At 65.8% G+C, this 21,006-nt stretch carries 27 protein-coding genes and 1 tRNA gene; 21 read left to right on the forward strand and 7 right to left on the reverse strand.

Annotated elements, in window-relative coordinates:
* Positions 1-280 (forward strand): aminotransferase class I/II-fold pyridoxal phosphate-dependent enzyme (locus RMO97_RS00960; RefSeq protein ID WP_310538691.1); only part of this gene is annotated, 280 nt, incomplete at its 5' end.
* 150 nt (positions 281-430) lie between these two features.
* On the opposite strand, the gene RMO97_RS00965 is transcribed toward RMO97_RS00960, so the two are convergent.
* Positions 431-862, reverse strand: a complete 432-nt coding sequence (locus RMO97_RS00965) for a MucR family transcriptional regulator (RefSeq protein WP_310538692.1) — start codon at positions 860-862, stop codon at positions 431-433.
* Between the two features lie 176 nt (positions 863-1,038).
* Between RMO97_RS00965 and glyA the strand changes: the two genes are divergently transcribed.
* The 9 genes from glyA to RMO97_RS01010 all read left to right on the forward strand — a co-directional run bounded on the left by glyA (position 1,039) and on the right by RMO97_RS01010 (position 8,825).
* Positions 1,039-2,328, forward strand: a complete 1,290-nt coding sequence (gene glyA / locus RMO97_RS00970) for a serine hydroxymethyltransferase (protein WP_310538693.1) — start codon at positions 1,039-1,041, stop codon at positions 2,326-2,328.
* Positions 2,329-2,369: 41 nt separating this feature from the next.
* On the forward strand, positions 2,370-2,843 hold the full coding sequence (gene nrdR, locus RMO97_RS00975) for a transcriptional regulator NrdR (protein WP_310538694.1): 474 nt from the start codon (positions 2,370-2,372) through the stop codon (positions 2,841-2,843).
* On the forward strand, positions 2,833-3,477 hold the full coding sequence (locus RMO97_RS00980; RefSeq protein ID WP_310538695.1) for a RibD family protein: 645 nt from the start codon (positions 2,833-2,835) through the stop codon (positions 3,475-3,477). The genes nrdR and RMO97_RS00980 overlap by 11 nt, the downstream gene beginning before the upstream one ends.
* Positions 3,478-4,068 carry a riboflavin synthase gene (locus RMO97_RS00985; RefSeq protein WP_310538696.1) on the forward strand — a complete coding sequence of 197 codons (591 nt, stop codon included), beginning with the start codon at positions 3,478-3,480 and terminating at the stop codon, positions 4,066-4,068.
* 38 nt (positions 4,069-4,106) lie between these two features.
* The gene (gene ribH, locus RMO97_RS00990; RefSeq protein ID WP_304778189.1) at positions 4,107-4,562 is read left to right on the forward strand and encodes a 6,7-dimethyl-8-ribityllumazine synthase; all 456 of its coding nucleotides are present in this window, start codon (positions 4,107-4,109) and stop codon (positions 4,560-4,562) included.
* Entirely contained in the window at positions 4,559-5,020 is a 462-nt protein-coding gene (gene nusB / locus RMO97_RS00995) for a transcription antitermination factor NusB (protein WP_304778186.1), read from the forward strand. Before ribH ends, nusB begins: the two co-directional genes overlap by 4 nt.
* Entirely contained in the window at positions 5,004-5,945 is a 942-nt protein-coding gene (thiL, locus tag RMO97_RS01000) for a thiamine-phosphate kinase (RefSeq protein WP_310538697.1), read from the forward strand. Before nusB ends, thiL begins: the two co-directional genes overlap by 17 nt.
* Positions 5,946-6,022: 77 nt before the next feature.
* A complete protein-coding gene (locus RMO97_RS01005) occupies positions 6,023-6,463 on the forward strand; it encodes a hypothetical protein (protein ID WP_310538698.1) in 441 nt (146 codons plus the stop codon).
* A gap of 211 nt (positions 6,464-6,674) precedes the next feature.
* Complete coding sequence (locus tag RMO97_RS01010; protein ID WP_310538699.1) at positions 6,675-8,825, forward strand: sodium-translocating pyrophosphatase; 2,151 nt, start codon at positions 6,675-6,677, stop codon at positions 8,823-8,825.
* Positions 8,826-8,899: 74 nt separating this feature from the next.
* On the opposite strand, the gene RMO97_RS01015 is transcribed toward RMO97_RS01010, so the two are convergent.
* A complete protein-coding gene (locus tag RMO97_RS01015) occupies positions 8,900-9,385 on the reverse strand; it encodes an outer membrane protein assembly factor BamE (RefSeq protein ID WP_310538700.1) in 486 nt (161 codons plus the stop codon).
* Between the two features lie 105 nt (positions 9,386-9,490).
* Here RMO97_RS01015 and RMO97_RS01020 point away from each other — a divergent pair, with 105 nt between their 5' ends.
* From RMO97_RS01020 to RMO97_RS01050, 7 genes are all read left to right on the forward strand, one after another.
* Complete coding sequence (locus tag RMO97_RS01020) at positions 9,491-10,021, forward strand: ubiquinol-cytochrome C chaperone family protein (RefSeq protein WP_310538701.1); 531 nt, start codon at positions 9,491-9,493, stop codon at positions 10,019-10,021.
* The gene (locus RMO97_RS01025; RefSeq protein WP_310538702.1) at positions 10,018-10,548 is read left to right on the forward strand and encodes a DUF177 domain-containing protein; all 531 of its coding nucleotides are present in this window, start codon (positions 10,018-10,020) and stop codon (positions 10,546-10,548) included. The genes RMO97_RS01020 and RMO97_RS01025 overlap by 4 nt, the downstream gene beginning before the upstream one ends.
* An 85-nt stretch (positions 10,549-10,633) precedes the next feature.
* Positions 10,634-11,698, forward strand: coding sequence for a phosphate acyltransferase PlsX (plsX, locus tag RMO97_RS01030; protein WP_310538703.1), 1,065 nt, complete (start codon positions 10,634-10,636; stop codon positions 11,696-11,698).
* Complete coding sequence (locus RMO97_RS01035) at positions 11,676-12,671, forward strand: beta-ketoacyl-ACP synthase III (protein ID WP_310538704.1); 996 nt, start codon at positions 11,676-11,678, stop codon at positions 12,669-12,671. The genes plsX and RMO97_RS01035 overlap by 23 nt, the downstream gene beginning before the upstream one ends.
* 132 nt (positions 12,672-12,803) lie before the next feature.
* On the forward strand, positions 12,804-13,106 hold the full coding sequence (locus tag RMO97_RS01040; protein WP_293497622.1) for an integration host factor subunit alpha: 303 nt from the start codon (positions 12,804-12,806) through the stop codon (positions 13,104-13,106).
* Positions 13,107-13,119: 13 nt separating this feature from the next.
* Complete coding sequence (locus RMO97_RS01045; RefSeq protein ID WP_310538705.1) at positions 13,120-13,542, forward strand: MerR family transcriptional regulator; 423 nt, start codon at positions 13,120-13,122, stop codon at positions 13,540-13,542.
* Between the two features lie 99 nt (positions 13,543-13,641).
* A tRNA-Pro gene (locus tag RMO97_RS01050) sits at positions 13,642-13,718 on the forward strand.
* 315 nt (positions 13,719-14,033) lie between these two features.
* On the opposite strand, the gene RMO97_RS01055 is transcribed toward RMO97_RS01050, so the two are convergent.
* The gene (locus tag RMO97_RS01055) at positions 14,034-14,654 is read right to left on the reverse strand and encodes a hypothetical protein (protein WP_310538706.1); all 621 of its coding nucleotides are present in this window, start codon (positions 14,652-14,654) and stop codon (positions 14,034-14,036) included.
* The gene (locus tag RMO97_RS01060) at positions 14,651-15,259 is read right to left on the reverse strand and encodes a helix-turn-helix transcriptional regulator (RefSeq protein WP_310538707.1); all 609 of its coding nucleotides are present in this window, start codon (positions 15,257-15,259) and stop codon (positions 14,651-14,653) included. The genes RMO97_RS01055 and RMO97_RS01060 overlap by 4 nt, the downstream gene beginning before the upstream one ends.
* 105 nt (positions 15,260-15,364) lie before the next feature.
* On the opposite strand from RMO97_RS01060, the gene RMO97_RS01065 reads away from it, so the two are divergent.
* From RMO97_RS01065 to RMO97_RS01080, 4 genes are all read left to right on the forward strand, one after another.
* Positions 15,365-15,535 (forward strand): hypothetical protein, encoded by a 171-nt coding sequence (locus RMO97_RS01065; RefSeq protein ID WP_310538708.1) that lies wholly within the window; start codon positions 15,365-15,367, stop codon positions 15,533-15,535.
* On the forward strand, positions 15,535-15,972 hold the full coding sequence (locus RMO97_RS01070; protein WP_310538709.1) for a hypothetical protein: 438 nt from the start codon (positions 15,535-15,537) through the stop codon (positions 15,970-15,972). Before RMO97_RS01065 ends, RMO97_RS01070 begins: the two co-directional genes overlap by 1 nt.
* A gap of 104 nt (positions 15,973-16,076) precedes the next feature.
* Positions 16,077-16,280: a hypothetical protein gene (locus tag RMO97_RS01075; RefSeq protein WP_310538710.1), complete on the forward strand. Its 204-nt coding sequence runs from the start codon at positions 16,077-16,079 to the stop codon at positions 16,278-16,280.
* Positions 16,280-16,570: a hypothetical protein gene (locus RMO97_RS01080; protein WP_310538711.1), complete on the forward strand. Its 291-nt coding sequence runs from the start codon at positions 16,280-16,282 to the stop codon at positions 16,568-16,570. The genes RMO97_RS01075 and RMO97_RS01080 overlap by 1 nt, the downstream gene beginning before the upstream one ends.
* Before the next feature lie 435 nt (positions 16,571-17,005).
* On the opposite strand, the gene RMO97_RS01085 is transcribed toward RMO97_RS01080, so the two are convergent.
* From RMO97_RS01085 to RMO97_RS01095, 3 genes are all read right to left on the reverse strand, one after another.
* Positions 17,006-18,595: a P-loop ATPase, Sll1717 family gene (locus RMO97_RS01085; RefSeq protein WP_310538712.1), complete on the reverse strand. Its 1,590-nt coding sequence runs from the start codon at positions 18,593-18,595 to the stop codon at positions 17,006-17,008.
* Positions 18,596-18,669: 74 nt separating this feature from the next.
* Positions 18,670-19,806, reverse strand: coding sequence for a glycosyltransferase family 9 protein (locus tag RMO97_RS01090; protein ID WP_310538713.1), 1,137 nt, complete (start codon positions 19,804-19,806; stop codon positions 18,670-18,672).
* Positions 19,807-19,881: 75 nt separating this feature from the next.
* A partial coding sequence (locus RMO97_RS01095) for a phage major capsid protein (protein ID WP_310538714.1) occupies positions 19,882-21,006 on the reverse strand: 1,125 nt, incomplete at its 5' end.

Below are 21,006 nucleotides of genomic sequence, written 5' to 3' on the forward strand. Positions count from 1 at the left end.
GGCCAAGGCCGGCCTGCCGGTCATGCCCTCGGAGAGCCACATCGTCCCGGTGCTGGTGGGCGATCCCGTCCACTGCAAGATGATCAGCGACATCCTGCTGGAAGAGCACGGCGTCTACGTCCAGCCGATCAACTACCCCACGGTCCCGCGCGGCACCGAGCGCCTGCGCTTCACACCCTCGCCCGCCCACACCGACGCCATGATGGACGATCTCGCCCAGGCTCTCGAACGGCTGTGGGCCCACTGCAACATCAAGCGCGTCGGCGGATACGCCGCCTGACGGCGGAGGCGCTGAGGGCGGCGGTGAGGAAAAGCCGTCGCCGGCTTGCGATTCGAGGCGCGCAGGCGCATATGTGGCGCGCACTCACCGCTTCGGAGAAGCCTCAACTTCTATATTCATCTGAACGATCAGGCGGCCGGGCCGCCCAACTCAGGTCCGTCGCCGCACGCCCTTGCCGAGGCCGATCTGCTTGGCGAAGTCGGACCGCCGCGCCGCATAGGCCGGGGCCACCATCGGATAGTCGGGCGCCAGCCCCCAGCGACGGCGATAGTCATCGGGGCTCATGTCGAACCGCGAACGCAGGTAGCGCTTCAGCATCTTCAACCGCTTGCCGTCTTCAAGACACACGATGAAGTCGTGCTGGATCGACTTGTTGATCGGCACCGCAGGCTTGGGCCGTTCTTCCACGGCGATGGGCGCGGTCTGGCCAAGGCCCTGCAGGGCCTGGTGCACCGACCGGATCAATTCTGGCAGGTCGTTCTGAGACACAGAGTTGCGGCTGACGAAGGCCGAGACGATGCCGGTGGCGAGGGACAGAACCTCTTCGACATCCGTGCCGTCAACTTCCCGGTCGATACTCATCAAGCCCCCCTTGGGTACATGGCATTGCAAAAGCCCGCGCACCCCTTCGCCCAGGGCCGTCGGACTTGGCGTCAACGCCTCCGACCCGACATGGTTCCCAGCGTTTGGACCAGAGCCCGCGAGGCGGTAAAGAGCCGCCCAGGCCCGTCCTCCCCAGATTCCCGAAAGGCCCTCTCATGACCGCCCAAGCCGCCAATTTCATCGACGCCTTCTTCACCGCGCCTGCTTCGGAGAGCGACCCGGCCGTCTCCAGCGTCCTGACGCGGGAGCTGAAGCGCCAGCAGGATCAGATCGAACTGATCGCATCTGAGAACATCGTCAGCCGCGCCGTGCTGGAGGCCCAGGGCTCGGTCCTGACCAACAAGTACGCCGAGGGCTATCCGGGCAAACGCTACTATGGCGGCTGCGAGGTGGTGGACGAAGTCGAGGAGATCGCCATCGAGCGCGCCAAGCAGCTGTTCGGCTGTGAGTACGCCAATGTGCAGCCGCACTCCGGCAGCCAGGCGAATCAGGCCGTCTTCATGGCCACCATGAGCCCCGGCGACACCTTCATGGGCATGGACCTGGCGGCCGGCGGCCACCTGACCCATGGCAAGAGCGTCAACCAGTCGGGCAAGTGGTTCCGTCCCGTGGCCTACGGCGTGCGCCAGCAGGACCACATGATCGACTATGATCAGGCCGCCGAAGTGGCCCTGGCCGAAAAGCCCAAGGTGATCATCGCCGGGGGCTCGGCCTATTCGCGGGCGATCGACTTCGCGAAATTCCGCGAAATCGCCGACAGCGTCGAGGCCCTGCTGATGGTGGACATCGCCCACTATGCGGGTCTGGTGGCGGGCGGCGCCTATCCCAACCCATTCCCCCACGCCCACATCGTGACCACGACGACGCACAAGACCCTGCGCGGTCCGCGCGGCGGCATGATCCTCACCAACTCCAAGAAATGGGCCAAGAAGCTCGACAGCGCGGTATTCCCCGGTCTGCAGGGTGGTCCGCTCATGCACGTGATCGCCGGCAAGGCTGTGGCCTTCGGCGAGGCCCTGCGGCCGGAGTTCAAGCAGTACGCCCGCCAGGTGATCGACAACGCCCGCGCCCTGGCCGCCAGCCTGCAAACGGCGGGCTTCAAGATCGTCTCCGGCGGCACTGACAGCCACCTGATGCTGGTGGACCTGACGCCGAAGAACGTCTCCGGCGCCGACGCCGAGATCGCCCTGGAGCGGGCCGGCATCACCACCAACAAGAACGGCATCCCCTTCGACCCGCTTCCGCCCATGCAGACCTCGGGCCTGCGGGTGGGCACGCCGGCCGGTACGACGCGCGGCTTCGGTCCGGCGGAATTCCGTCAGGTCGGGACCTGGATCGGTGAGGTTCTGGACGGCGTCGCGGCCGGCGGCGACAATTCCGCCGTGGAAGCCAAGGTGAAGGCCGAGGTCCTGACCTTGACGAAACGCTTCCCGATCTACAGCTAATCCTTCTAATAGGGGTTGGATTGGCCAGGAGGGGCTAGATCATGCGCTGCCCATTCTGCGGTCATCTCGAAAGCCAGGTGAAGGACAGCCGCCCGTCGGAAGACGGCGCGGCCATCCGGAGGCGGCGGCTGTGCCCGGAGTGCGGCGGGCGTTTCACGACCTTCGAGCGGGTGCAACTGCGCGAACTGACCATCCTGAAGCGGTCGGGGCGGCGTACGCCATTTGAACGTGACAAGCTTGCGCGCTCGATTGCGATCGCCACCCGCAAGCGGCCCATCGAGCCCGATCGCATCGAGAAGATGATTTCCACCATCGTGCGCGAGCTTGAGAGCATGGGCGAGACCGAGCTGCCGTCGTCGGCCGTCGGCGAGATGGTGATGAAGCAGCTCAAGGTCCTCGATGACGTGGCCTATGTCCGCTACGCCTCGGTCTACCGCGACTTCCGTGAGGCCGGCGAGTTCGCCACCTTCCTTGGCGAAGAGGGCCTGAGCGAAGGTTCAGAGGATGAGCGTTAGCCTCAAGCTCGCTACGTCTCTCGACGGCCGAATCGCAACCGGAACCGGGGAGAGCCGCTGGATCACCGGGAATGAGGCGCGTCAGCAGGTCCATCGCCTGCGCGCCGAGCATGATGCGGTCGTCGTCGGCGTGGAGACGGCCCTAGCCGATGATCCTGAGCTGACTGTTCGGTTGGCCGGTTTCAACGGTCCGCAGCCGGCCCGCGTCGTGCTGGACAGCCGCCAGCGCTTGGCCGACGGCTGCAAGCTGATCGCTACGTCCCGCGACATCCCCACCTATCTGATTTCCACCGCGCCCCCGGAAGCCCGCCTGATCGACGCCGGCGTCCGGGTGCTGCAGGTCCATGCGGTTGGCGACGAGCGGCCCGAACTGCTTGATGTGGTCCGGGCCCTGGCCGCCGAGGGCCTGGATCGCCTGTTCGTCGAGGGCGGCGGACAGGTGGCCGCGAGTTTCCTGCGCTGCGGCCTGGTGGACCGGCTGGAGTGGTTCCGGGCGCCCATGATCATCGGCGGGGAGGGCAGGCCTGGCGTCGGCGCCCTGGCCATCCAGGCGCTTTCCGACGCGCCCAGGCTTAAGCGGGTTGATCTTCAGCTGCTGGGTCCCGATGTGTGGGAACGCTACGAGAGGATCTGAATGTTCACCGGAATCGTCACCGATGTGGGCCGCGTCCGCGCCGTCCGCGACACCAACCGCGACCGCAGGTTCGAGATCGAGACCAATTTTGATCTCTCCACCGTCGATATCGGCGCCTCCATCAGCCATGCCGGCTGCTGCTTGACCTTGGTGGAGAAGCACGACGGCTGGTTCGCCGTCGAGGTTTCCGGAGAGACCCTGGCCCTCACCACCCTATCGGACTGGGAGGAGGGCCGTCCGGTCAACCTGGAGCGCGCCGCCCGGGTGGGCGATGAACTGGGCGGCCACATTGTCTCGGGACATGTCGACGGCGTCGGCGAGGTGATCTCCATCGAGAGCGAGGGCGGCTCGCACCGGGTGCAGGTCCGGGTTCCCCGGCCCCTGCACCGCTTCATCGCCCCCAAGGGCTCCATCACCATCGAGGGGGTGTCTCTGACCGTGAACGAGGTCGAGGACGACGTGTTCGGGGTGAACCTGATCCCCCACACCTGGGACGTGACCACCCTGGGGACCCTGAACGTCGGCTCCCGCGTCAATCTCGAGATCGACATGCTGGCCCGGTATCTCGCCCGCTGGCGAGAAACAGCCTAAAGGGGGCGGCCAAACAGGTGGCCGTCCGGAAAGAACTCATGCTCGAAGACAAAATCCGCATCCTCGTCGTCGAGGCGCGCTTCTATTCCGACCTGGCCGACGCCTTGCTGCAGGGGGCGGCGGACGCCATCACCTCGCAGGGTGCGGAGTATGACGTCGTGACGGTGCCCGGCGCCCTGGAGATCCCCGGCGCCATCGCGCTTGCAGAGGAAGGCGGCGCCACCGGCGTGCGCTATGACGGCTATGTGGCCCTGGGCACGGTGATCCGCGGCGAGACCTATCATTTCGAGATCGTCTCCAACGAGTCGGCGCGCGGCATCATGGACCTGACGGTCGGCAAACGCCTGGCCATCGGCAACGGCATTCTCACTGTCGAGGACGAGGACCAGGCCTGGGCGCGCGCCAAGGCCAGCGAAGGCGACAAGGGCGGCGGCGCGGCCCGCGCGGCCCTCACCATGATCTCGCTGAAGAGCCAGCTCATGGGCGTCCGATGAGCAAGCCCAAGCAGGCCCGCTCGGTCGCGCGCCTCGCCGCCGTCCAGGCCCTGTACCAGATGGAAGTCTCCGGCGTCGGCGTCGAGGCGGTCATCCGCGAATTCACCGACCACCGCTTTGATCGCGGCATCGAGGGTGACGGGGAGGGCGATCCCCTGGCCGCCGCTGACGAGCTGTTCTTCGCCGAACTGGTGCGCGGCGTGGTGCAGAGCCAGCGCGAGATCGACGCCGCCGTGGTCAAGCGCCTGGCCACCGGTTGGAAGCTGGACCGGCTGGACGCCACCGTGCGCGCCATTCTCCGTTCGGGCGCCTATGAGCTGTCCCACCGCGACGACGTGCCGGTCGAGGTGGTGATCGACGAGTATGTCGAGCTGGCCAAGTCCTTCTTCGAGGGACCGGAGCCGGGGTTCGTCAACGGCGCCCTGGACAAGGTGGCGCAGGATGTCCGCGCCGGATGAATTCGAACAGATCGCCCGGCTGTTCCGGCCGCTGACCCGCGGCGCGGCCGAGGCCCTCGATCTAATGGACGACGCCGCGGCGATTCCCTCGCGGCCGGGCTTCGATCTGGTGGTGACCAAGGACGCCCTGGTGGCCGGGGTGCATTTCCGCCCCGATGATCCGCCCGACATTGTGGCGCGCAAATTGTTGCGCTCCAATCTCTCCGACCTGGCCGCGAAGGGCGCCGAACCCTACGGCTACTTCCTGATGACCGCCTGGCCACCCGGCTTCGGATGGGACCAGCGCCAGGCGTTTGCGCGGGGCCTGGATGAGGACGGCCTGGCCTATGATGTCATCCTGCTGGGGGGTGACACGGTCTCCACACCCGGCCCGCTGGTGGTTTCCATGACCCTGATGGGTTGGGTTCCCAGCGGGACCATGATTCGTCGGAGCGGCGCCAAGGCCGGCGACCTGCTGATGGTGAGCGGACCGATCGGCGATGGCTGGCTCGACTGGGGCCCGGGATGGGGCGAACTGGATCGTCGCTGGCTGGCGGAGGCGCACCGCCTGCCCAATCCGCGCCTGGACCTGCGTGACCCACTCCGCGCGCACGCCAGCGCCGCCGCCGACGTCTCCGACGGGCTGGTGGCCGACGCCAGCCACATCGCCCAGGCCAGCGGTTTGGGCCTGAGGCTCGACCTGGAACGGATGCCGCTTTCCAACCCCGCCCGCGCCTGGCTGGCCACGCAGGACGATCAGGCCGCGGCGCTGTTGCGGCTGGCCACGGGGGGCGACGACTATGAGATCGTCTGCACCGCGTCAGCCGAGCATCCGGACCTGAAGGGCCTGACGGTCATCGGAGAGATGGTGGAGGGCGGGGGGATCGAGGTCAGAGTCGGTGACGAGATCATCGATCCGGGCGCGGGCGGCTGGACCCACGCCTGACCTCGCGTGAAGAGGCCTCTAGGTCAGCTCCGAAGCCCCGCAAGCTTCCGGAAACCATATCCTGTCAGGGTGGCGGGATGGACCGTCGCGCTCTCCTCGCCCTTGCGCCTCTCGCGCTTATCGCCGCCCCAACGCGGGCTGCGGCGCCGAAGAAGGAGCCCGCGGTTGCGAAGACGGACGGCCAGTACGTGGACCTGTCGCCTGTGGCCCTGCCCATCATCGTGCGCGGCCTGTTGGTCAACTACGTGTTCGTCTCGGTCCGCATCCAGCTTGCGGCCCTGGCCAACACAGCCAAGCTGCGGGCGAAAGAGCCGTACTTCCGCGATGCGCTGGTGCGGGCCGGGCATCGCTCGCCGTTCTTCACCCTGGCGACCGACTACACCAAGATCGATGAGGCCAAGCTGAAGGCCGTCCTGCTGCGCGAAGCCATCGTCATCGGCGGGGCCAAGGAGGTCAAGGGCGTCGCCGTCCTCTCCCAATCGCCCAAGAAGCGCACCGGCCTGCCCGCTCTCGGGTGACTTCGGCGCGCGAAATGCGGCCCTAGGGCCCGAATGGCCAACAGACGTTGCTTACGGGCGCCAGTTTTGGCACCTTCACGCTCTCAAATAAAAGGGGCGCCGCCAAGGCGCTCTGCTGGGGAAACACCATGGGGCCGGGAACATACCGACGCGCGCGCCTAAGGCTGGCGTCGTCCCCCCTCCGCACAATTGCACAAGGGGCTTTCAGATAATGAGTTTTACGCTTGAGCTGGTGATCGCCGCCGGCGTTCTGGCGGTGCTTTACGGCATCGTCCAGACCGCCGCGCTGCTCCGGGAATCGCCCGGGAACGCGAAGATGCAGGAGATCGCCGCCGCCATTCAGGAGGGCGCGCAGGCCTATCTGAAGCGCCAGTACACCGCCATCGCGATCGTGGGCGTCGTCGTCCTGATCGCCCTGTACTTCCTGATCGGCGGCTATTCGGCGGCCGGATTCCTGATCGGCGCGGTGCTTTCGGGCGCCGCCGGCTTCGCCGGCATGCTGATCTCGGTTCGCGCCAACGTCCGCACGGCCCAGGCCGCTTCGGAGAGCCTGGCCAAGGGCCTGAAGCTCGCCTTCACCTCCGGCGCCATCACCGGCCTGCTGGTCGCAGGCTTCGCCCTGATCGGCGTCGCCGGCTACTACGGCTACCTGACCCAGGTCCAAGGCCTGGCCCCCGCCGATCGGCACGTGATCGACGGCCTCGTCTCGCTGGGCTTCGGCGCCTCGCTGATCTCCATCTTCGCCCGCCTGGGCGGTGGGATCTTCACCAAGGGCGCCGACGTTGGCGGCGACATGGTGGGCAAGGTCGAAGCCGGCATTCCGGAAGATGACCCTCGCAACGCCGCCACTATCGCGGACAATGTTGGTGACAATGTCGGCGACTGCGCCGGCATGGCCGCCGACCTGTTTGAGACCTATGCGGTGACCACGGTCGCCACCATGGTGCTGGCCGCCATCTTCTTCGGCGGTTCGGCCCTTCTCCCCAGCATCATGCTGCTCCCGCTGGCCATCTGCGGCGTCTGCATCATCACCTCGATCATCGGCACCTTCGCCGTCCGCCTGGGGAAGTCCGGCTCGATCATGGGCGCCCTCTATCAGGGCCTCATCGTTACCGGCGTGCTCTCGGCCATCGCGCTGTGGTTCCTGATTCCCGCCCTGGTCACCGAACCCCTGACCGTCAACGCCGGCACGCCGCTGGAGAAGACCTTCGACTCGATGTCGCTGTTCTACTGCTCCATGGCCGGCCTGGTGATCACCGCGCTCATCGTGATGATCACCGAGTACTACACCGGCACCAACTTCCGCCCCGTGAAGTCCGTGGCCCAGGCCTCGGTCTCCGGCCACGGGACCAACGTCATCCAGGGCCTGGCCATGAGCCTGGAGGCCACCGCGGCCCCCGCCCTGGTGATCATCGTCGGCATCATCGTCACCTATAACCTGGCGGGCCTGTTCGGCATCGCCATCGCCACGACCGCGATGCTGTCCCTGGCGGGCTTCGTGGTCGCCCTGGACGCCTTCGGTCCGGTCACCGACAACGCCGGTGGCATCGCCGAAATGGCTGGCCTGCCTCCGGAAGTGCGCGTCACCACCGACGCCCTCGACGCCGTCGGCAACACCACCAAGGCGGTGACCAAGGGCTACGCGATCGGTTCGGCCGGTCTCGGCGCCCTGGTGCTGTTCGCGGCCTATACGGAAGACCTGAAGTACTTCGCGGCCAATGCGGCGCCGGGCTCGTTCTTCGACGGCCTAGGGGCGGTGGCCTTCGATCTGTCCAACCCCTACGTCGTGGTCGGCCTGCTGTTCGGCGGCCTGCTGCCCTTCCTCTTCGGTGGCATGTCGATGACCGCCGTGGGCCGCGCCGCGCAATCGGTGGTGGTGGAGGTCCGTCGTCAATTCCGGGAAAACCCCGGGATCATGACGGGCGAGGTGAAGCCGGAATATGGCCGCGCCGTCGACATCCTCACCAAGGCGGCGATTCGCGAGATGATCGTGCCGTCGCTGCTCCCGGTGGCCTCGCCGATCGTGCTGTTCTTCGTGATCAACGCGATCGCCGGCAAGGTCGACGCCTTCGCCTGCGTCGGCGCGATGCTGATGGGCGTTATCGTCACCGGGCTGTTCGTCGCCATCTCGATGACCTCGGGCGGCGGCGCGTGGGACAACGCCAAGAAGGTGATCGAGGAAGGTTTCACCGACTCTGACGGCGTCCTGCACGGCAAGGGTTCGGAGGCTCACAAGGCCGCCGTGACCGGCGACACCGTCGGCGACCCCTACAAGGACACCTCGGGTCCTGCGGTGAACCCGATGATCAAGATCACCAACATCGTGGCCTTGCTGCTGCTGGCGGTCCTGGCGCAGCAATAGTCTGCTGAGACGGACATGAAGACGCCCCGGAGAGCGATCTCCGGGGCGTTTTTCATTGTGTGGCTCGGTGGCGTTTAGCGGCGGTCGCCCGGGCGGCTGCCGGGGACGCCCTCGTCTTCGTTGGGCAGCATGGTGCCACGTCCGACGGTGCCGATCAGCTGCTCGAAGATGGTCAGCTCGCGGCCCCGGGTCGGGGTTTCGCGGTCATTGAAGGCGATGACCTTGCCGTCCTTCAGGGTGTACTGGCTGACGCTTTCCACCACTTCACTGTCCTTGTTGAAGGCGATGGCGGTGACGTCGCGCCGCGTGGTCTTGGGCATACGGAACGCCACGGTCTCCTTGACCTGGTCGATATAAAACCAGACGTTCGGGTCGAAGGTGGAGGTGGCGGAGGGCGAACCCAGCCGGCCGCGGACGACGGACTTGGTGTCGGTGCCCACCTTCACGTCCTTGGGATTGGCGTCGATGGCCTGGAACCCCGAATAGGTGGTGATCGGCGCGCAGGCGGCCGTGGCCATGAGACCGGCGGCGATTGCGGCGAAGGCGACACTGCGAAACATGTGCGGATCAGACCCGTTCAATTTTCCTGGGCTTTGACCTATCGCTCGCGGCCCCTTACTGCAATGCCGCCCTTAAAGGCCCCTTCGGGCGAAATCGAGGCCAAGATGCTTCTGGACCGTCTGTTCCGCCCCAAGCCCGCCTTGACCGCCGGTCGCGCTCTGTTCGCCTGCGTGGTCGATCAGTCGCGGACGCCGGCGCTTTACGAGGTCTATGCCGCCCCCGACACCGTCGAAGGACGCTTCGAGATCTACAGCCTGCATGTCTTCCTGCTGCTGGACCGCCTGAAGCGGCAGGGCGCGCAGGCCAGCGATACGGCCCAGGCCCTGTTTGACTCCTATGTCTCCTCCCTCGACGACGCCTTGCGGGAGATGGGGGTCGGGGACCTGTCGGTGGGCAAGAAAATGCGCAAGATCGGCGAGGCCTTCTACGGCCGTGTGAAGTCGTATGAGGCGGCCTTCGAATCGCTGCCGGTCACGGCGGCCCTGGAGGCCCTGCTGGTCCGCACGGTCTATGCCGAGGCCGAATCGCCGGCCGCTCCGAAGCTGGCCGCCTATGTGCTGGCCCAGCGCGCCAAGCTCGCCGATCAGCCCCTGGACACGCTGCTGAGCGGCGTCGTCGACTGGAACCCCGCATGAAGCGCGCCTGGAGCCAGACGATTCGCCTGCAGGAACTGTCCAAGGGGCCGGTGAAGGTCCGTCTGGAGCCTGACGCCGAGACCCGCGCCCTGATCGCCAAGGAGATCGGCCTGGAGAGCCTGCCGGCCCTGACCGCCGACATCACCGTCCATGCCTGGCTGGACGGCGCAGAGATCCTCGGCCAGCTCGACGCCGTGGTGGAGCAGATCTGCGGCGTCAGCCTGGACGCCTTCGAACAGCCGCTGACCGCCGACATCGAGTTCCGGGTGGTCCCGGCCGGCAGCCCGCATGCGCCTCCTGAGTCGGAAGCCGCCACGGTGGAACTGGAGTTCGACCCTGACGAGCCCGATCCGCCGGATGTGCTGGCCGATGAGGAGATCGACCTCTCGGCCTACCTGATCGAGCAGCTGGCGCTGGAGATCGATCCCTTTCCCCGCAAGCCCGGAGCGGTGTTCGACTACGCCCCCGACACCACCGACCTGTCGCCCTTCGCCGCCCTGAAAAAGCTGAAGGGGGAGGGCGAATGATCGCGCGGTCCTCGCGCGGTTTGCATCGCCATGCCTGGGCTGTATCGTCCGGGCGCGGTCGCAATAGGGGGCTGAACGCAATCTCTTGACCCGATCCCTGGTCATTTCAATCGATGCGATGGGCGGCGACCACGGGCCTTCCGTGACCGTTCCCGCCCTCGCGCTCGCCGCCAAGGTCATGCCGCCCGGCACGCGGTTCCTCGCGCATGGCGACGAGGCGATGCTGGCGCCTGAGCTCGCCCGTCACCCGGCGCTCAAGGCCCAGGTGGAGATCCGCCATACCGACAAGGTCATCGCCTCGGACGAGAAGCCGGCCACAGCCCTGCGCCGCGGCAAGGGCAGTTCGATGTGGAACGCCGTCGAGGCGGTGAAGACCGGCGAGGCGGTCGCCGCGGTTTCGTCCGGCAACACCGGCGGCCTGATGGCCATCTCCAAGCTGATCCTGCGGATGAGCGTTGACGTCGACCGTCCTTGCCTGGTGGCCAGCTGGCCCGGCGCCAAGGGCCTGACCACGGTGCTGGACGTGGGCGCCAATATCGACTGCGACGCCGAGCGGCTGGTGGAGTTCGCCATCATGGGCGAGGCCTTCCACCGCGCCTTCCACGGCGTCGCCAAGCCGACGGTTGGGCTGATCAATGTCGGATCCGAGGACGTGAAGGGCCACGAGGAGGTGCGCCAGGCGCACGCCATCCTGCGCTCCGGCAAGTTCGACCTGGACTATCGCGGTTTCATCGAGGGCGACGACCTGTCGAAGAACACCGTCGACGTCGCGGTCACCGACGGCTTCACCGGCAATATCATGCTGAAGGCCGCCGAGGGCACCGGCCGCTATGTGGAGGCCGAGCTCCGCGCCGCCCTGACCAGTTCGCTGATCACCACCGCCGGGGCCCTGCTGGCCCGTTCCGGCCTGCGCCGGTTCGGCCAGAAACTGAACCCGCCCCGCGCGGCGCCACTTCTTGGCCTCAACGGTGTGGTGGTGAAGTCGCACGGGGGCGCCAAGGCCCAGGACTTCGCTGACGCCATCCGCATGGCCGCCAGCCTTTCGCAAAGCGACTTCGCCAGCGAGGTCGAAAAGAATATGACGCGGCTCACCGCCGCCGTGGCCGAGTCGAGTGCGCCGGCCGCCGATGGAGCTGCAACCGTTGACTAAAGTCCTGCGTAGCGTCGTGACCGGGGTCGGGGGCTATCTGCCCGACGAGATTGTCACCAATGCCGACCTCTCCAAGACGGTCGACACTAGCGACGAGTGGATCATCGAACGCACGGGCATCCGCCAGCGCCATCGCGCCGCCCCGGACCAACCCGTCTCCGATCTGGCGGTGGAAGCCGCGAGGAAGGCCCTGGCCGCGGCGGGCAAGACGCCGGCGGACGTCGATCTGATCATCGTCGGCACCACCACGCCGGACCTGACCTTCCCGGCCGTGGCCACGATCGTGCAGCGCAAGCTCGGTTGCCCCGTAGGGATCGCCTTCGATGTCCAGGCGGTCTGCTCGGGGTTCGTCTACGCGCTCTCCACGGCCGACGGGTTCGTGGCCCGCAATCGGTCCAAGTGCGCCCTGGTGATCGGGGCCGAGACCATGACCCGGCTGATGGACTGGACCGACCGCGGCACCTGCGTGCTGTTCGGCGATGGGGCCGGCGCCGTGGTTCTGGAGCCGGGCGAGGGCGACGGGACCACCGCCGACCGCGGCCTGCTGGGCTTTGCGCTGCGCGCCGACGGCACCAAGCAGGACCTGCTCTATGTGGACGGCGGAGTTTCCACCAACGGCCAGATCGGCCATCTCCGCATGCAGGGCAACCAGGTTTTCCGCCATGCCGTGGTGAACATCTCCGAGGCTGTGGTGGCCGCCGCCGTGGATGCGGGCGTTAATGTCGCCGACGTCGACTGGTTCATTCCCCACCAGGCCAACCAACGGATTTTGGAAGGCGTCGCCAAGCGCCTGGGCATCGACGAGAAGAAGGTTATCTCGACCGTGGCCAAGCACGCCAACACCTCGGCGGCCTCGATCCCGCTGGCGCTTTACGAAGGCATTTCGGACGGACGCATCAAGCCCGGCCAACTGCTGCTGCTGGAGGCCATGGGCGGGGGACTGACCTGGGGCGCCTGCGTCGTACGCCTCTAGGCGAAAGCTTTGGGCCCGTACCCGGTTACGCCTTGAAGTCTTTGACCTGATGCGACAATCAGGCCATGACGATTATCCGACGTTCCCGCGATTGCGGCCCGTCGCAGTGGTTCAGTAGGGGCAGGGGCGAGGATGAAGGGCGCGACAGTAACGCGGGCCGACCTGTGCGAGGCGGTTCACGAGGAGGTGGGCCTCACCCGCCAGGATTGCTCCGAACTTGTCGAGCGTACGCTCGAACTGGCCGCCCAGGCTCTGGAGCGCGGCGAACAGGTCAAGCTTTCGGGCTTTGGCGTGTTCCAAGTACGCGCCAAGCGGGCCCGCATGGGCCGCAACCCGAAGACCGGCGAACCCGCCGCGATCGAACCTCGGCGCGTGATCGGTTTCCGCGCTTCGCAGGTCATGAAGGCGCGAGTAGACCGCGCCCTCGGAAAGTAGAGAGAGGCCGCCCGTGGCCAAGGGCCCGGACGCCTTTCGCACCATTTCGGAAGCGGCCGACGAGCTGGGCGTGCCCCAGCACGTGCTCAGGTTCTGGGAGACCAAGTTCTCCTTCATCCGGCCCATGAAGCGGGCGGGTGGGCGCAGGTTCTACCGCCCGCAGGACATCTCGATGCTGCGCGGGGTCAAGACCCTGCTGCACGAGGACGGCTACACCATCAAGGGCGTTCAGCGCCTGCACAAGGAACAGGGCCTCAAGCGCCTGCTCTCGGCCGCCAGCGGGCAGGGTGCGCCGCCGCTCGAGCCTGCAGACCACCGGCCTGTCCTAGATCTCACCAGCGCTCGCCTGGGCGCCGAAGACCGCGAACGCCTGGTCTTCGCCCTCGATGACCTGCAGGCCGCCAAGCGCCGACTCGACGCGCTCCTGAAGCGTTGAGCCGCAAGCTGCGCTGCGCTGGCGCAGATATCGGCGCTGCCCGGAAATTCGAGCTTGCCCGTGCGCCGCAAGAGGTTAGAAGGGCCGCCTTGCCGATGTCGGAGCGTGGCGCAGCCTGGTAGCGCACTTGACTGGGGGTCAAGGGGTCGCAGGTTCGAATCCTGTCGCTCCGACCATCGACAAGATAAGGGGTTGCGGGGGTTTTCGGCCATGCTGGCCAGGCCCCCGCAGCACCCTCCAGGTAACTCCTCAGGTAACGGCAATGTGTTGCCCTCGGCGTCCCGACCCCGGGGATCTGGTGAGTTGTGGTCAAGCGCCGGCTCCTGCGCTGATCTTGAGCGACACGGCCGCGACCGCGTTCAGCGCCGCCAGGGCCGCGTGACGCCGTTTCCGGGCCATCCGTCCTCACGGTGCCGAAGAGGGCCTGGAGGGCGCTGCCGGTCGCCAACACAATAGGGGTCACCTCAGCCCTTCCGAATTCTTGGGGGCCGCTAGCCCGAGCAAGTAGCTAACGCCGCTCTAGCAGCTGCCCACCGCCCCGCTGGCCGCCTTTTGAGAAAGTGGGCCTGAGCCTCAGCCAATGCCGACGACGTCCAGGCGTCGGGATATTCCTCGCGAAGCGACAGCTTCACCTCTTCCAACTGCTTCAGCGAGGCCCAGTGATTCCGGCCGAACCCGTCGTAGACGCCGATGCGATCAACCCCGCGCCGAAAGAACGATTCCTCGCCATGGGGGAAGTAGATCGAGACCGATTTTCCGACTGCGATCGGCAAATCCAGCCCTGCTGCGGGTTTGAACGCGGCGGAATAGAAGGGCTGCACCAGCATGTGGGGAATGCCGCGCTGGGCCCGGCGGCCTGTACCGCCAGACCGGATGACCGCGCCAGCCAGGTCCGCCGCGATTGGCCCGTGATTGGTCGCCGACAGCCGAATGGTGGCTGGCGGTTTTCCGGTTGCGTCTGGATCTATCAGCAGGACCACAGACAGGCTGATCTGCAGCTTCGGCTTCGGGTAAATGAATTTGGACCAGACATTCCAGGCGAGACCAGCGAGTGAGACGGTTAGCGCCAGACCGCTGATCACTAGAGCAATATTGGCCGTCGACCAGCTCATGGTTCCCGGGCCCTCAACGCGGCGATTTCCTCGGCGACTTGTTGCAGATACCGACGTTCCTGGGCTGCCAGTTCTTCCTCCGCCGCGCTCATAGGTCCCCCAAGAGAGCGAGCAGCGAGGGCCGCCCTTGAGCGGTTGTATCGTTGTACGGCCTCTCCCAGGCGCGGATCCTCATTGTGTAGCGCGACTTGCGCCGCTGTCCGCAGGGACACCGCCAATTCTCGCTGACCTCGACGCTCGGCCTCCTCGGCCGCCGATAGGGCGTGTTCGATTTCCACGACCTCAAGCGGGTCGCCCTTCTGCCGCCTCGCGAGAACGCATTGTGTGCCGTTGTCTCGGGTATGCGCGATGGCCCATTCGAACCGCATGCGGACTCCTGGGCCGTCACCGTTCTGTGGGATGAACATGACGCCAGCCCTTTCGAGCGCCTGGCGCATCGCGGTGATGCTTCGGCCTCTTGGCGCCCGGCGTCCGGCCTCGAAGTCAGCAACCGTATTCCGTGAAACTCCTGAACTTGTCGCCAGGTGCGCCTGGTCGATGCCTAACAGGCCCCGGGCCGCCCGGCATTGTGCGGGAAGCATCATATTATTGTTTACATCAGTCATAAGTTGAGCATTATGCCCAAGTCGCTGCTAACGCAAGCGATGATGAGCCGAGCAGGCTGCAACCTGCTCGGCCCTAACCGCAACCGATCCATAGGAGATCAGGTCATGGCATCTGCCAATCTTACCACACTCGGCATTGGGCCGAAGTCCGATCCGGCGTCGATCATGCTGGCCAAGCTGTTCCCGACCTGGCGCGGCGACGCCTCCGAACCGACTATCCCGGCGCCCGCTCCGACCCGTCCGGCTCCTGCCGCGGCTGAAATGGCGGTGGCGTGATGGGCATCCACCAGACACCGCGCGCCGCGACACCTCTGCAACTGGCGAAGCCGTATCCCGAGATCTACGCCGTCGTCCCCCACGGGGCTTGCATGGAGCCGGAGTTCAAACACGGCGTCCCGATCATCGTGAGCAGCATCATCACGCCGGTCGCGGGCGACACAGTCATCATCCACCTCAAGCCGGCCGCCCAGGCGCTCTGGGGCTACGAGGCCATCGTCAAGCGCCTGAAGTACGGCCTTCACGGCTTGGAATTTCCTTGGGAGCCCGGCGCCAGCAATGTCGTCGCCTCCATCGTTGTGGAACAGCTGAACCCGCCCCGATCATTCGATCTGTGGGCCGATCAAATCGGAGCTGTCCACAAGGTCATGGGCGTCGGCAAACGAGGTCGAGACGGCCAGGTCACGGCTTCCCGTAGAACGCTGGAGCTCGCGTGATGGCCGCTCAACACACCCGGCGGGCGCTCTTCGCAGCGGTGCCCTCTGTCGCCCTAGGGGCTTCAGCGTTGCTGGCCTTTCAGCCAGCGTCCGCAGCAACTCCGATGCGTCGCCCTGACGCTTGGCCGGAGTTCATCCACGCCCTGGGGTTCATGCATCCCGAAGGCCGGGAGATGGGGTTCAAGGCCATGGAGGCTGGCCTGAAGCCGGAAGACTGTTACCTGATCATGCTCTCGGGCCGCCCATTTCTGATGTTCCGACCGGCGGACGGCAAAGCTGTCAGCGTCGGCCCGGAAGGCGTGTTCTGATGGCCGGCTTGCCACACACCGAACCGCAGCCTAGTCCCGACGAGGTGATCACCTTCGCCCTGGCCGTGCTCCTGAGCATCACCAAGCCCGCGAAACGCGACCAACTTCTCGCAAGGCTTGAACAAGCCGCAGAGGCCGCCATGGCGGAAGCGGCGCGGAACTACAACGTGATCCCGATCCGCGGCAAATGGCCGGATAGGCTGTCACCCGCCCGAAAGGCGCAGCTTCTCGCCGCCAAGGCAGTCTCGCGCTTGACTGAGCGGGCGATCCTGCGCCGGGAGCTGTTGTAGGTCGTCGCCGTTGTGCCGTGGCGGGTGGTGTACGTGCGCGCCTCGGGTTGACTGTGCGTTTGCACAGTGAAGACCGGCTCTGGCCGCAAGCTGGCGACTGTGTGATGGCTATCTGCGGAAGTTCCGCAGATGGGCGCGGCCGACGGGTGCTGACGGTCTTGCCGTCAACTGCTTCCGGGCTGGAAGCAGTGCGCTCGTTCGGGCCTCGGGCTCACTGTGCATTTGCATAGTGATGGGCTGGGCACGACGGCGTGCTGTCGAACACCGGACGGTCTGCGCGCGGCGGCGGAGGGGCGCGCGGCGCGATGTTCATGGTGTAGGTCGAGCCGCCGCGCTCAACGGTGCGGGCTATCTGTCCACTTTGGGCAGATGGCGCCGGTCTAAGTGCGGCGACGGTCTTGCCGCCGTGGACGCCACTACGATCAGGCTGGACGATTAAGTCTCATCGCCCTCCGCTTTGCCTTGCACGAGGTGTAATGCGTCCCGATAGAGGAACGGCACCCAGAAGGTCGTCGGGTCGGTGCGAGAGCCTCTAGATTCAAAGAATCCGAGCGCGACAAGGTCCCCCGCCTTCCTGAGGGCGGTTTCCCGAGCCATCCCCCAGATTGCCATTAGGCTCTCTGGCGTCTGCTCCGCCTTCTGCCCTTCCAGCTTCTCCAAGAACGGGCGCTCAGTGGGATACTCCGCGTAGAGATAGGTGTTGAGTCGCGTCTCCGAGACTGTAGGTAGCGCCAGCTTGAACACTGACCGGTCAAAGAGTTGCTCCCCAGGGGCCGCACCACCGCCCCGTTCCAACCGCTTGATCTCCTCATCCCGGATGCAGTTCAAAAGGTGGATAAATTCACGGGGAGCCGTCTTGCCGGTGGCGTCCGCGCACCGGCCCACCATCCAGTTGAACGTTGTCGCCTTCTGTGGGCCTTGATCGACCTGCGGCGGAAAGAGCCGCGCGAACAACTCTTCTTGTTGTTGGGAATCCCGCAGAACTTCGTCCCGATCAATCCTGAACTCGTCTATCAGGATTTGATTGCTAAGAATCCGGCGCAGCGCGAGATTCAGAAGCATCGGCGGCGTCCACTTCATGATCTCAAAGCGCGTAATGTGGCTGGCCTCCCGCAGCCCTCCAGCCGTCACGCGCTTCCAGATGTCTTCGCGCAGGAACACTTTGAATGAAATCTGATCCAGCGCGCGAAGGTCGCTGTAGACCTTCATTAGGGCGCGGATCGCGTTGGCCTCCAACTCGTGGCTTTCTGCAAAAGCGACGTCCAGGCGGTCCAGTAGGACCCAAACGCTGTATCCGCTTTTGGCTAGGCCTTCGTTGACCTTCTCAAACATACCATCAATCGATGAAACGCCGCGTTGACGCAGCTCCCCCGTGGGCTCCGCGAGCGAGATGCGTCCGATGATGCCCGATGGCGCGCCCGTGCTGGGGTCAAGTTCGACGCCAGCTTCGAACTTCGCCTGGGTGAGTATCTTGCGTGCGAAATTTTGCGCGACCCTCAACAACCCAGCGAGGTTCAGCTTGGCCTCTAAGAGGCCTGCATCTTCAAGGGCGCCGAAGACCGATTTGATCTCGCCATCATCCATCCCGACATCGCGAAGTTCATGGCAGATAATTGAGAGGACATAGACCTTCCAAAGAACGACGAACTCGGGTTCGGACGTTGGGGGGTCTGAGATTAGATCTTTGAATACCGTGGCGCCACGCGGATTTTCTCCGCTAACTAGTAATATTTTGCGGTCTAGCAGCGCGTTGCTGTTCTTCCCGAGCAGGAGGTAGAGGGCGCTCTTACCGGCTCCCTTTTCGCCTCGGACAATGTCTATTTTCCCGCCTACAATGCGGTTCCACTGATCGGTTTGGACGAAGTAGCTCTCAAGGAACTGGACTTCTTCCTCGGCCACTTGGGAGCCAAACGACAGTTCCTTGAGGAGTTGTAGACGATCCATCGCCTGCCTTCGCGCCGTTTCGGTCAATGGCGCAACCTTACGGCGACGCTCTAGGCTCCGCGAGTCATTGCTAGCGGCCATCGTCGCTAGAGCTCCTACCCCCATTGGGGTCGCTCGCCGCAACGCGCACGTGTTCCACTACTAGGCACCCTTGGTCAGGCCGCGGCGCCGAAGGCGGTGAAGGTCCGTTCCGCTAGGTCTCGCTCGATACGCTCAATGACACTCAGCCAGTCACCGGCCTTCGGCTGGCGATAGAGCCGCGCGCTCGGATACCAGGGCGAGTCCTCGCGGCCCCGTTGCCAGCGCCAGTCGACCCCGAAGGCCGGCAGCATGATCCAGACGGGCTTTCCCATCGCCCCGGCCAGGTGCGCGACTGAGGTGTCGACGGTGATGACCAGATCCAAACCGGCAATGATCGCGGCGGTGTCGGCGAAGTTCTCGGCGTTGGTGTCGCGGACGTGGAGGCTCATGGCGCCGGGAAGCTGCCGCAGACGGCACGCCAACTCGGCCGGCAAGGACCTCCGCTCGTCGTTCCAGTGCACGGCGTTGCCCTCGGCCACGACGCCCACCGAATAGCCCCGAGGCGTGGTCGCTGCGGGCGTCGGGATGTAAGGGGCAGGCGGAAGGTTCTTAAGCCTGAAGCCAGCGCGGGCGGGGATGTCGAACAACAGCACCCACCGATCATCGGGGGACGTAGCGGCAAAGTCGTCGTCATGCTCCACCGCCATGGTTTCGACGCCCATGCTTCGGAAGAGCGGCTCAAGTTCGGGGCTGCAGGTCAGAACCACGCGCTCCCCGCGGGCCTGCAATGCCAGCGCGAACCTCGCGCACTGGATCTCGTCGCCGAAGCCTTGCTCTTTCACGATGATGAGCCGGCGCCCACGCAACGGCTCGCCCTTCCACTCTCGGCCCGGCAGCTCAGGATGCGCGAGGTCGGACGCCGCGAACCGCCACCTCAATCCCTCCCATGCCGAACGAGTGTCCATGCCGCCGGCAAGCTGCGCCTGGGCGATGATGAACCGCATGTGGGGTTCCCACGGCGGATTGCGCGGCGCCCGGTTGAGCGCGCGCCTGAATAGAAGTTCAGCCTCCTCCAGTTGGCCGGTGGAGAGGAGGAAGGAACCGACGTAGGCTTGAATTGCCGGATCGTCTGGCATCGCCCGGATCCCCTCGCGCCAGAGGCGCTCAGCGGTTTCTAGGTCGAGGTCGGTTTCCGCTGCGGTCGCTTCTTCGACTAGGCGCTCAAGTCGTTCAATGAGCGCTGCACGCTCAGATTCAGTTTGCGCGATCACTCACTATCTCCTCCTTGATTGCTGTGTGGGCGAGGAGGCGGCGACTGGCAGGATGGCCAGCCACCGCCCTTGCCCTTAGGCGGAGATCGTCAGCTTGCGCAGGGACTCAGCCTTGACCACGTCGCCACCAACACGGCGGCGAGCATGGAAGCGGACCAGGCCCGACGTCGCCATGGTGTAGGGGTCGCGAAGGATCGACATGCCGGTGCGGTCGTAGATGCGATACGCCTGCATGAAATCGCCCACCGCGATCGGAGTCAGGCCTGCGCCGACGTCGGGCATGTCCACGGCCTCGACAACCGGGCGCCCCAGGATGGTCTCCGGCTGGCCAGCCATCAGACCCGGCATCCAGAGATACTGGCCATTTCCGTCCTTCAGCTTGCGGATCGCGGCGAGCGTGGTCCCGTTCATCATCCAGGTCGCCTTGTTCCGGTAGAAGGCCGGGAGGGCGTAGAGGATGTTGATCAAGCCATCGGCGGTGACCGTGGCCGCCGCGCCGCTGACGACGCTGGTCACGCCGGTGTCGGACAGGATGCCGACCGGCTTTCCCACGCCATTGCCCACCACGAACGCATAGCCCTCCAGCCGCGCGAACTCCTCGGCGAGATCCATGGCGATCTCGTTTTCGACGGAGAACTCCGCGTCCTCCAGGAGCTTTTGCGAGACGTCGATGTAGCAGGCGCTTTCGTGGGCCGTGATGCGGGCCTGGCCATAGGCGGCCTGCGTCCCCGTGCGGGCGTCCGTCTCGCCGACCCAATAGGCGGTCGGCGCACCGGTGCGGCGAGGAATGATGATTTCCCCCGACGCCATCTGGCCCACACGTGCGGCCTGACGAATCGGCGAGAACTGCACCAGGTTCTTGATGATCTCCCGCTCGAATTGCGAGGTCGTCAGGTAGCCGCCGGCAGTGTCGGTGCCTACGGTGAGGCTCTTGCGCTCCACCTCCGGCAGGCCGTCCGGGCCGGTGCGCAGGAAGGTCGAGAACGCCTTCTCCTCCAGCGTCGGGCCCGTGGTTTCGTCACCGCCGGTGCCGTGGCGCTTGAAGGCGGTCTCCAGGCGATCGGCACGCTCCACGGCCTGGGCGAGCTTGGTCTCCAGGTCGGTGAAGCGAGACTTCACGGCGCCGTCGCGCTCATCCAGAGCCGCCGAGATGGCGGCCAGGGGGTCTTCATTGTCACCGGCGGCCTTGGTCTCCAGGAA

This window comes from Phenylobacterium sp. (genome assembly GCF_031425575.1).
GTDB lineage: Bacteria > Pseudomonadota > Alphaproteobacteria > Caulobacterales > Caulobacteraceae > Phenylobacterium.

What these genes read in the sequence shown, in the direction of transcription:
- RMO97_RS00965 (WP_310538692.1), bottom strand. Translation starts at nt 862, where the DNA reads ATGAGTATCGACCGGGAAGTTGACGGCACGGATGTCGAAGAGGTTCTG.
- glyA (WP_310538693.1), top strand. Translation starts at nt 1,039, where the DNA reads ATGACCGCCCAAGCCGCCAATTTCATCGACGCCTTCTTCACCGCGCCT.
- nrdR (WP_310538694.1), top strand. Translation starts at nt 2,370, where the DNA reads ATGCGCTGCCCATTCTGCGGTCATCTCGAAAGCCAGGTGAAGGACAGC.
- RMO97_RS00980 (WP_310538695.1), top strand. Translation starts at nt 2,833, where the DNA reads ATGAGCGTTAGCCTCAAGCTCGCTACGTCTCTCGACGGCCGAATCGCA.
- RMO97_RS00985 (WP_310538696.1), top strand. Translation starts at nt 3,478, where the DNA reads ATGTTCACCGGAATCGTCACCGATGTGGGCCGCGTCCGCGCCGTCCGC.
- ribH (WP_304778189.1), top strand. Translation starts at nt 4,107, where the DNA reads ATGCTCGAAGACAAAATCCGCATCCTCGTCGTCGAGGCGCGCTTCTAT.
- nusB (WP_304778186.1), top strand. Translation starts at nt 4,559, where the DNA reads ATGAGCAAGCCCAAGCAGGCCCGCTCGGTCGCGCGCCTCGCCGCCGTC.
- thiL (WP_310538697.1), top strand. Translation starts at nt 5,004, where the DNA reads ATGTCCGCGCCGGATGAATTCGAACAGATCGCCCGGCTGTTCCGGCCG.
- RMO97_RS01005 (WP_310538698.1), top strand. Translation starts at nt 6,023, where the DNA reads ATGGACCGTCGCGCTCTCCTCGCCCTTGCGCCTCTCGCGCTTATCGCC.
- RMO97_RS01010 (WP_310538699.1), top strand. Translation starts at nt 6,675, where the DNA reads ATGAGTTTTACGCTTGAGCTGGTGATCGCCGCCGGCGTTCTGGCGGTG.
- RMO97_RS01015 (WP_310538700.1), bottom strand. Translation starts at nt 9,385, where the DNA reads ATGTTTCGCAGTGTCGCCTTCGCCGCAATCGCCGCCGGTCTCATGGCC.
- RMO97_RS01020 (WP_310538701.1), top strand. Translation starts at nt 9,491, where the DNA reads ATGCTTCTGGACCGTCTGTTCCGCCCCAAGCCCGCCTTGACCGCCGGT.
- RMO97_RS01025 (WP_310538702.1), top strand. Translation starts at nt 10,018, where the DNA reads ATGAAGCGCGCCTGGAGCCAGACGATTCGCCTGCAGGAACTGTCCAAG.
- RMO97_RS01035 (WP_310538704.1), top strand. Translation starts at nt 11,676, where the DNA reads ATGGAGCTGCAACCGTTGACTAAAGTCCTGCGTAGCGTCGTGACCGGG.
- RMO97_RS01040 (WP_293497622.1), top strand. Translation starts at nt 12,804, where the DNA reads ATGAAGGGCGCGACAGTAACGCGGGCCGACCTGTGCGAGGCGGTTCAC.
- RMO97_RS01055 (WP_310538706.1), bottom strand. Translation starts at nt 14,654, where the DNA reads ATGAGCTGGTCGACGGCCAATATTGCTCTAGTGATCAGCGGTCTGGCG.
- RMO97_RS01060 (WP_310538707.1), bottom strand. Translation starts at nt 15,259, where the DNA reads ATGACTGATGTAAACAATAATATGATGCTTCCCGCACAATGCCGGGCG.
- RMO97_RS01065 (WP_310538708.1), top strand. Translation starts at nt 15,365, where the DNA reads ATGGCATCTGCCAATCTTACCACACTCGGCATTGGGCCGAAGTCCGAT.
- RMO97_RS01070 (WP_310538709.1), top strand. Translation starts at nt 15,535, where the DNA reads ATGGGCATCCACCAGACACCGCGCGCCGCGACACCTCTGCAACTGGCG.
- RMO97_RS01075 (WP_310538710.1), top strand. Translation starts at nt 16,077, where the DNA reads ATGCGTCGCCCTGACGCTTGGCCGGAGTTCATCCACGCCCTGGGGTTC.
- RMO97_RS01080 (WP_310538711.1), top strand. Translation starts at nt 16,280, where the DNA reads ATGGCCGGCTTGCCACACACCGAACCGCAGCCTAGTCCCGACGAGGTG.
- RMO97_RS01085 (WP_310538712.1), bottom strand. Translation starts at nt 18,595, where the DNA reads ATGGCCGCTAGCAATGACTCGCGGAGCCTAGAGCGTCGCCGTAAGGTT.